The organism is Flavobacterium sp. CSZ (assembly GCF_015350725.1).
In the GTDB taxonomy this organism is placed as follows: Bacteria; Bacteroidota; Bacteroidia; order Flavobacteriales; family Flavobacteriaceae; genus Flavobacterium.
In genome coordinates this window covers 1-7,523 of the sequence record NZ_JADKPQ010000042.1, presented here as the reverse complement: position 1 = coordinate 7,523, position 7,523 = coordinate 1, and the positions used below count along the sequence as shown (strand labels likewise).

Annotated in this window: 5 protein-coding genes; 2 read left to right on the top strand and 3 right to left on the bottom strand. The window is 35.9% G+C overall.

The window, feature by feature from the left end:
- The first annotated feature begins 134 nt into the window (after positions 1–134).
- Both IRZ78_RS25775 and IRZ78_RS25770 read left to right on the top strand, forming a co-directional pair.
- Positions 135–1,664, top strand: coding sequence for a MauE/DoxX family redox-associated membrane protein (locus tag IRZ78_RS25775; RefSeq protein ID WP_194620413.1), 1,530 nt, complete (start codon positions 135–137; stop codon positions 1,662–1,664).
- Between the two features lie 81 nt (positions 1,665–1,745).
- On the top strand, positions 1,746–1,994 hold the full coding sequence (locus tag IRZ78_RS25770) for a hypothetical protein (RefSeq protein WP_194620411.1): 249 nt from the start codon (positions 1,746–1,748) through the stop codon (positions 1,992–1,994).
- A 64-nt stretch (positions 1,995–2,058) separates the two neighbouring features.
- Here the strand turns inward: IRZ78_RS25770 and IRZ78_RS25765 are convergent, their stop codons facing one another.
- From IRZ78_RS25765 to IRZ78_RS25755, 3 genes are all read right to left on the bottom strand, one after another.
- Complete coding sequence (locus IRZ78_RS25765; protein ID WP_194620409.1) at positions 2,059–4,707, bottom strand: prolyl oligopeptidase family serine peptidase; 2,649 nt, start codon at positions 4,705–4,707, stop codon at positions 2,059–2,061.
- A 9-nt stretch (positions 4,708–4,716) separates the two neighbouring features.
- Positions 4,717–6,123, bottom strand: coding sequence for a RagB/SusD family nutrient uptake outer membrane protein (locus IRZ78_RS25760; protein WP_194620408.1), 1,407 nt, complete (start codon positions 6,121–6,123; stop codon positions 4,717–4,719).
- Between the two features lie 11 nt (positions 6,124–6,134).
- On the bottom strand, positions 6,135–7,523 hold a 1,389-nt coding region (locus IRZ78_RS25755; protein WP_194620407.1), incomplete at its 5' end, for a TonB-dependent receptor.

The window sequence follows — 7,523 nt, the reverse complement described above, 5'->3', positions numbered from 1 at the left end:
AAATTGGCCGGATTTTAGAAACTTTTGTCCGGTTTTGGGTAACAATTATATAAAAAAACACTTCTAAATTTGTTTATAATTTTTCTGATTATAAAATTATTGCTTTGAAAAACAGCAATTTAAAAATTTAGATTATGAAAACATCTGTTCATGTAAAAAGAATTATAATAGAAAGTATTTGTTTACTCTATGTGGTATTATTTGTTTATGCATCGGTAAGCAAGCTTTTGGATTTCGAAAGGTTTCAGGTACAGTTAGGACAGTCTCCATTATTGAGTGCTTTTGCTTTGTGGATCGCTTTGTTAACCCCTATCATAGAACTAATTATTGTTGTATTACTTATATCTTCAAAAACTCGATTTTTAGGACTTTTTTTAGCACTCTCAATAATGATAATGTTTACCACCTATATTTTCATTGGATTAAATTTTAGTTCTTATGTTCCCTGTTCCTGTGGTGGTATCCTGGAGAAAATGTCTTGGAATGCTCATTTGATTTTTAACTGCTTTTTTATTTTAATTGCTGTCTTGGCAATAAGGCTTTACCTTGAATTCAATAATAACAGTATTTCAAGGAAAAGATCAAGATTGTACTATGGTTTGACTATTGCATCTGTACTATTTAGTGTTTTCTCTGTCGTTGTTCTATTTTGGACTTCCGAGGATATTATGCATCGAAAAAATCCTTTTTTAAGGAGGTATATCAAGGATGCTGTTAAGCTTGTCCATAGTGAGGATTTGAAATACAATTCATATTATTTTTCTGGATTTTCTGATGCTCAATTGTATTTGGGGAATTATACAGATCCTCTGGGAGTACTTGCAATCGATACTTCTTTTAAAGAAAAGAAAACCAATAGAATACTTTTTGAAGATAATGAATTGCCTTTCCGAATGATTATTATCAAAGTGAAGGGGCCATATTTTTACCTAACAGATGGAAATGTTCCGGTTATTTATAGAGGCAGATTGGCAGAATGGGAAGCCAATGATGAAATTAAAAATATTTCACGTTTTACAAAAGTAGAAATTATTGATCAGACCTCTTTTGTCTTTAGAAACAATAGTGGTATAAAGGGAGCCCATTTAATTGGATTGTATGATTCTGAGGCGCTACCCAATATTAGGTATTTCCCTAACTTATTACACCAGCAACTCGACGGTATATTTGACACAGATGGAAGTTTGCTTTATAATGCTGAAAACAAAAAAATAATCTATGTGTATTTCTATCGTAATGAATTTATTGTTTCAGATAAACAAGGAAGTTTTAAAACAAGACATACAATAGATACTATAAGCAAAGCAAAAATAAAGGTGGCTTATTTAAAAAATAACACTCAAAGCAAAATGTCTGCGCCCCCTTTTATGGTGAATGCATCTGCAACAACCAAAAACAATCTACTTTTTATAAATTCCAAAGTTCCAGGACGCTATGAGAATATTAAAAATTGGAATGTAACATCAGTGATTGATGTATATGATTATCAGAGGAATGTTTATTTACTAAGTTTTTCTTTGTTTGGTTTAGAAAAGAATAAAATTCAATCTATGTTTTTGACCTCTGAATACCTGTACACGCTTAGCGGATCTGAACTGCGCATGTACAAGCTAGGAGCATTGCTAAAAAAGGAAATGGTGAAAAAAACATCTAACAAGTTATGAAGATATACTGGCCAGTATCAGGAATTAAGATCGAAAACCTGTAGAAAAAAGTAGATCATGTTTAATTTAATATTTATTATTATGAAAACAATATCATTAAAAAAGAGAATGGCCACAGCTGCTGTTGTAGTCATGGGAATTTCTGGTGCTTTTTTGACCACCTCTATGCAAAGCACTTCTAAAGATGCTCATCGTGATGGGTATATCAACAGCCTTACTGGAATCTGTGATGTGAGAGTAGACTGTAGTGATATTCCCACTGTAGCTTGTGAGTCAAACAATCAGCAAGCTAAAGGTGAGGACTGTACAGAAATCCTTTTTCAACCTTAAGTGAATACTAACCTTTTAAAAAGTAATGCAGCTCGTAATTGAGCTGCATTATTTGTTACATGCATTAGTTTAATCCCTCTTTAATCCAAGGTTCAGGTTCCTGTTTTTTAAGAAAGTAATCAAACCACTGTTGAACTCTTATGCTTAAATCTTTTTGATTATCTGGCCTCGACAATATATGACCCTCGTCGGGGTAAAGCAGCATAATATTCTTTTTCTGTAACTGACGCAGTGCTAGGTGAAATTCTACACTTTGATGCCAATCTACTTGAAAATCTTTTTTTCCGGTCCACAATAGAAGGGGAGTTTTTATATTATTTACAGCTGCAATTGGTGAATTCTTTGTATAAATGGAAGGATCTTGAAAAGGTGTTGTCCCCATTCTAAATTGTTCACTCTGGAATCTCCACATATCAGGTCTTCCGGTATTCCATCCTACAGTGAGATAAAAACTGTTCAAATCTGTTACTGCTGCTCCTGCAACTGCAGCAGCGAAGATATCAGTTTGGGTAATGAGATAAACAGATTCGTATCCTCCAAAGGAATGTCCGATGAGTCCAATTTTATCAGCGGACACTACCCCTTTTTTAATAACAGATGACACTGCAGATGTAACACAATCAAGGGTAGCCACTCCAACATTGCCGGTTTCATGTTTAATATCGGGACAAAGGACAAAGTATCCGTTTAAAGTGAAAACAGTAGGATTATAACCTGCCTGTAAAAGAAGGCTGGGGTTGTTATACAAATGTACTTTATTAGACTGTTTTTCATACACATGAACAATCATTGGGTATTTTTTATCAGCCTTGTAATTAGAAGGATAATATAAAATTCCTTTCAATTTTTCATTTTTAGAATTAGTATACTCCACCAGCTCGGAATGTCCCCAATAGAAGCGTTCCTGTTGCGGATTGCTTTGAAAAAATGTTCTCGGGGCATTGTTTTCTTTTTGGAATACTAACGATGGTGGTTGGTCAAAATTTTGCTGCTGATATACATAAGATTTATTTTTTTCATTGTAGTAAATCTGATCAATATTGCTGAATTTGTAAACCAGTGCTTTCTCATTGGTTATTGCATTCCATTTAAAATATCCGGTTTTTCCATCGTCGCCTTCTGCTCTAAGTATAATTGTTTTTTTCAAATCGATGCAGCTGCTTTTTAAACCGTCGTAATTGGATTTTAGAAAATCATTACCCGGAAGATGTGCCATTCGGAACTGTACTTTCTTATCCCTTCCATTTGTTAATTTCCGGGATGCTCCATTGGGTGTAACAGCCCAAATATCATACTGGTCATAAATAATCATCTCCTGATCATTTTGACTCCAGCCAGGGCTGCCATAAGAAGTGTCGTAGCCTAGTTTGTTTACTTTTCCAAGCAAAGGAACTTTCAAACCAGCTGTAATGTTTTTATGTGATTTATTTTCTATATCATAAACCCACCAGTTATTGCCTTTAAAATACGAGATGAATTTTCCACAAGGAGAAGGAAGGATGTTGTAATTGAAGTCAGCAAGATTTGATATGATACTACTTTGCTCATCTGTATTTATGTTTTTAAGATAGAAATCTCTTGGAGCGGTATGCTCATACTGTGGTTCGTATCTTTGAGGATTTGATAAAAGAGCATATTGAAAGTCAGCAGTAAACATAACATTAGGCAGATCAGTGGTGGTGATGGATTTTATTTTTTTTAAGAAAGGAAACCAGACAACCAGATCATGGTCATTTCGTAATGCGCCGAAATATTTTTCCTGAGGGTAGATCCATTTTGCATTTCCATTCCATAGTTCAACTTTTTTATCATCAGAATTTCCTTGAGCTGATTTCCTTTTCACAGCAAAAAAAACTTTTTCTAGATCTGGTGATATAGCTACATCATACTTCCTGTGAAATGAAATGATTTTGTCATTTGGAAAATCATCCTGAGTAGTAGCATCAAGTTGGATAAAAGTATCTTTTTGCAAATTATAATAAAAGATAAAACGATGATCGTTGGTGGTTAATGAACTGCTGAAAAAAACAACTGCATTTGCGTTTTCCTGCCATGTAAAATGATCAAAAGTATCAGGACTCTGCGTAATCCATTTTGTAGGGGATGTTCCTTGTAAAGTCAATAAACCTACTTTATTTGAGTTTTCTGATCTTGATGTATAGATAATATCTTTTTGGGAAGGACTCAGGGAAAACTGAGTTATCGTACTTAGTTTTTTCACCACATCATTTTTTGCATTGAGAACTAAAAGTGTTTTGCTGGTGTCATTCTTAAGAATTATTAGCTGATTGGTGGTTTTTGAATAGGCATAACTGGTTACATTTTCCATTTTAAGTGTTTTTCCACTGTGCAAATCAAATATTGTTAAGATTTTATCCTTGAAGTAGATAAAACGGTTTGATCCCAGAAATTGGTAGTGACTGATACCTGTAAAGTTAAAAACTTTTTGTTGGGTTGTATGACGCACAGATATGGTGTCGAGTCCATTCTCGTATTGTAATTTATAAGTAACCCACTTGCCGTCAGAGGTTGCATCATTTAGAGTTAAAGTACTCCATAAGTGATAATCTGAAGGCGAGAGTTCTTTTTTTTGCACCACCTGCCCCCTTAGAGGACAGGTTACTAATGGCAAAATAAAAAATAAAATTAAAACTATTTTTATGGGTAAAGGAATCAAAGCCGATCTTGGATTTTGTTGAATATTTTTTTTCATCTCTGTTTTTTAATATCCCATATTTTGGGGCAGAAGGTTAGGATTTAAGTTTAGTTCCACCTGTGGTAAGGGCAGAAGGCTATCACTGAAGTTCCAGCCGGGTTTTACAGGGGTTAGTGTACTTTCAATTCTGCCTGTTCGCTTTAAATCAAAGAAGCGGTGACCAAATTCTGTAAAAAGTTCCCATCTTCGTTCATCAGCAATGGCGTTGAGAATTTCTTGTTGCGAGACAGCTGTGGTGCTGGGTAATCCAGCTCGTTTTCGCACAAGATCTAAATCTTCTTTGGCTCCAATGATGTCTCCTTGCATAGCTCTGGCTTCAGCTCTGATCAAATATTGTTCTGCCAGCCGAAATACAATAGAGTACTCTTGTGATACCGGTGTGTTGTAAAACTGTTTGTATTTATAGGGATAGTACCAGGTTGAAGTTCCATTTGTGAGTGATCCGATCCAGTTGGCTTTTCTAAGATCTCCCGTGGAGAATGAACTAATAAAATTCGGGCTTAGCGCTACTGTGGTGGGCGGGGTAGTAAAGAAAATAAAAGAGGCCGCCTGATCTGAATTCTTACCTGATACCGAAGATTGCAGCTGCCATATGGTTTCTTTGGATTCTTTTAGAAAAGCAAGATTCAAATTACCTTCAAGCCTGAAAAGATTGCTCTCATTGAGCAAAGCAGAAGATTCGTTAGCAGCTTCTGGCCAGTTTTCATTGTATAGATAAACTCTGGCCAACAGTGCTTTTACCACATAAATATTAGGTCTTGTTCTTTCTGCTTTGCTGTATTGCGGATTCAACAAGGTGACGGCCGTTTGTAAATCAAGAATGACTTTAGTGTAAAGATCCTTTACACTTGATTTACCAATTGTGCTGTTTATTTTATAATCCGTTGAATTTACATAAGGGACATTACCATAAAGACTTGTGAGGTAAAAATGCAGCAAGGCTCTTATGAAAAGAGCTTCTCCTGTGAGCTGTTTTTTTTCACTCATAGTCAAAGTGGTCGAAAGTTCAACACCTTGGATAACCGCATTGGCAGCATAGATATGATTATAGGAATATTTCCAATAGTCCGCTATTGTACTTGTAGTAGGAAGCAGGGCATTGGTATAAAACACAAGAGTAGGATCGGTGGCAATTCCATAGCAGGTTAATTCGTCTGTATAATTTCCAAGCTGGTTTGAAATTCCAGAGCCTCTGCCAGTGAGGATACCCTGATCGCGTATTTTAGAATAAATGTCTGTTAATGCTGCGTTAGCAGTGACATAGTTTTCAAATACTGCCGTATTGGTCAACTGTGATTTAGGAAGATCTACCTCCACAAATGATTCGCACGAAGTGAGTACATTCCCCATTAATGTTGATAAAAGGGCACAGGTAAAAAATAATTTGATTCTATAAGTGGATATTGTTTTCATAATGATATTAATTAGAAAGTAAGTTGTATACCCGAGGTAATAATTTTTAAAGGAGGCAGGAAGCCATATGTAATAAATTCAGGATCTCCATCTTTGAATTTTGTAAAAGTTAAAAGATTCTGTCCCTGAAGCATTACCTGACATTTTACACTTTGCAAATTCAATGGCAATTGATAGGAAAGTGAAATATTTTTAAGTCTTATGAAAGACACGTCTTCAATAGAAGCAGTACTCTGGTTGCGCAGTGAGTTAGCTGTAACGGCCTGGTTGTTATATCCGGCGGTATAGATTTGATACGATGCACTGTTGTTACCTGGCTCCCATCCATCTGCTACCCGCAGGGGCTGATTGGCCATTTGTCCTGGGAATTCCATTGGCGCAATTCGGTTCATCTGCTTAACGAACTGGAAAAGGAATTGCAGGTTCCAGTTTTTGTATTTTAATTCGTTTTGAAGACCTCCAAAATATTTTGGATTAAGATCAGCAATAATTTGTTTGTCCTCGGGATTAGTAATTTTTCCGTCATTATTAATATCAGTAAATTGATAAAGACCTGTCTGAGGATCAATTCCTTTGTACTGATATAAAAGCTGGATGTTTAATGGCTGGCCCAGACGATACATTTCCCTGTAAGTAGAACTGTTTAGGTTGGGAAAGTCCAGCAGTTTGTTTCTTGAAAGGGACAAATTAAAGGTGGTGGTCCATTTAAAATTTAAACCATTAAAATTATTGGTACGTAGGGTAAACTCCCATCCGGCATTCTCAACAGTGGCATTAAGGTTAGCCTGCATAGTAGAAAATCCGGTAGTAGCTGCCAACGGTATTCCGACCAATTGGTTTGATGATCTGTTTTGATACCAGGCAGCAGTAAAAAAGATTCGATCCTGCAGAAATCCTGTTTCTAATGCTATTTCAAGTTTTTTGTTGGTTTCCCAACCAAAATTGGGATTAAATAGTCGGGAGGGTTGCAGCCCAACACTTCCATCATAAAGAACACCCGTGGAAGTATAGGTGTCAAAAAACTGGTAATCACCAATCTGATCGTTTCCTGTAGTTCCGTAACTGGCACGAAGTTTTCCAAAACTTAAAAATGCGCTTTTGTTTAATAGATTTTCTTTGGAAAATAACCATGCAGCACCAATAGCTCCAAAATTTGCAAATTGATTGCCAGGGCCAAATCTGCTCGAACCATCGCGTCTTCCTGTCAGATTGATAAAATACCTATCCAGCAGATTATAATTGATCCGGCCAAAAAAGGCCTGATACTTATACTGGATATCTTCACTGAATAATATTCTGGAAGTGGTGGCAGAGGCCAGATTATAGATCAGACTATTGGAAGTGAATCCCACCCCTGACTGAAAAACACGCGAGGTATTTTGATTCTGAAAAGTGCTGCC

Excerpts from the sequence above, each read along its gene's own strand:
- IRZ78_RS25775 (WP_194620413.1), top strand. The coding sequence starts at position 135 with ATGAAAACATCTGTTCATGTAAAAAGAATTATAATAGAAAGTATTTGT.
- IRZ78_RS25770 (WP_194620411.1), top strand. The coding sequence starts at position 1,746 with ATGAAAACAATATCATTAAAAAAGAGAATGGCCACAGCTGCTGTTGTA.
- IRZ78_RS25765 (WP_194620409.1), bottom strand. The coding sequence starts at position 4,707 with ATGAAAAAAAATATTCAACAAAATCCAAGATCGGCTTTGATTCCTTTA.
- IRZ78_RS25760 (WP_194620408.1), bottom strand. The coding sequence starts at position 6,123 with ATGAAAACAATATCCACTTATAGAATCAAATTATTTTTTACCTGTGCC.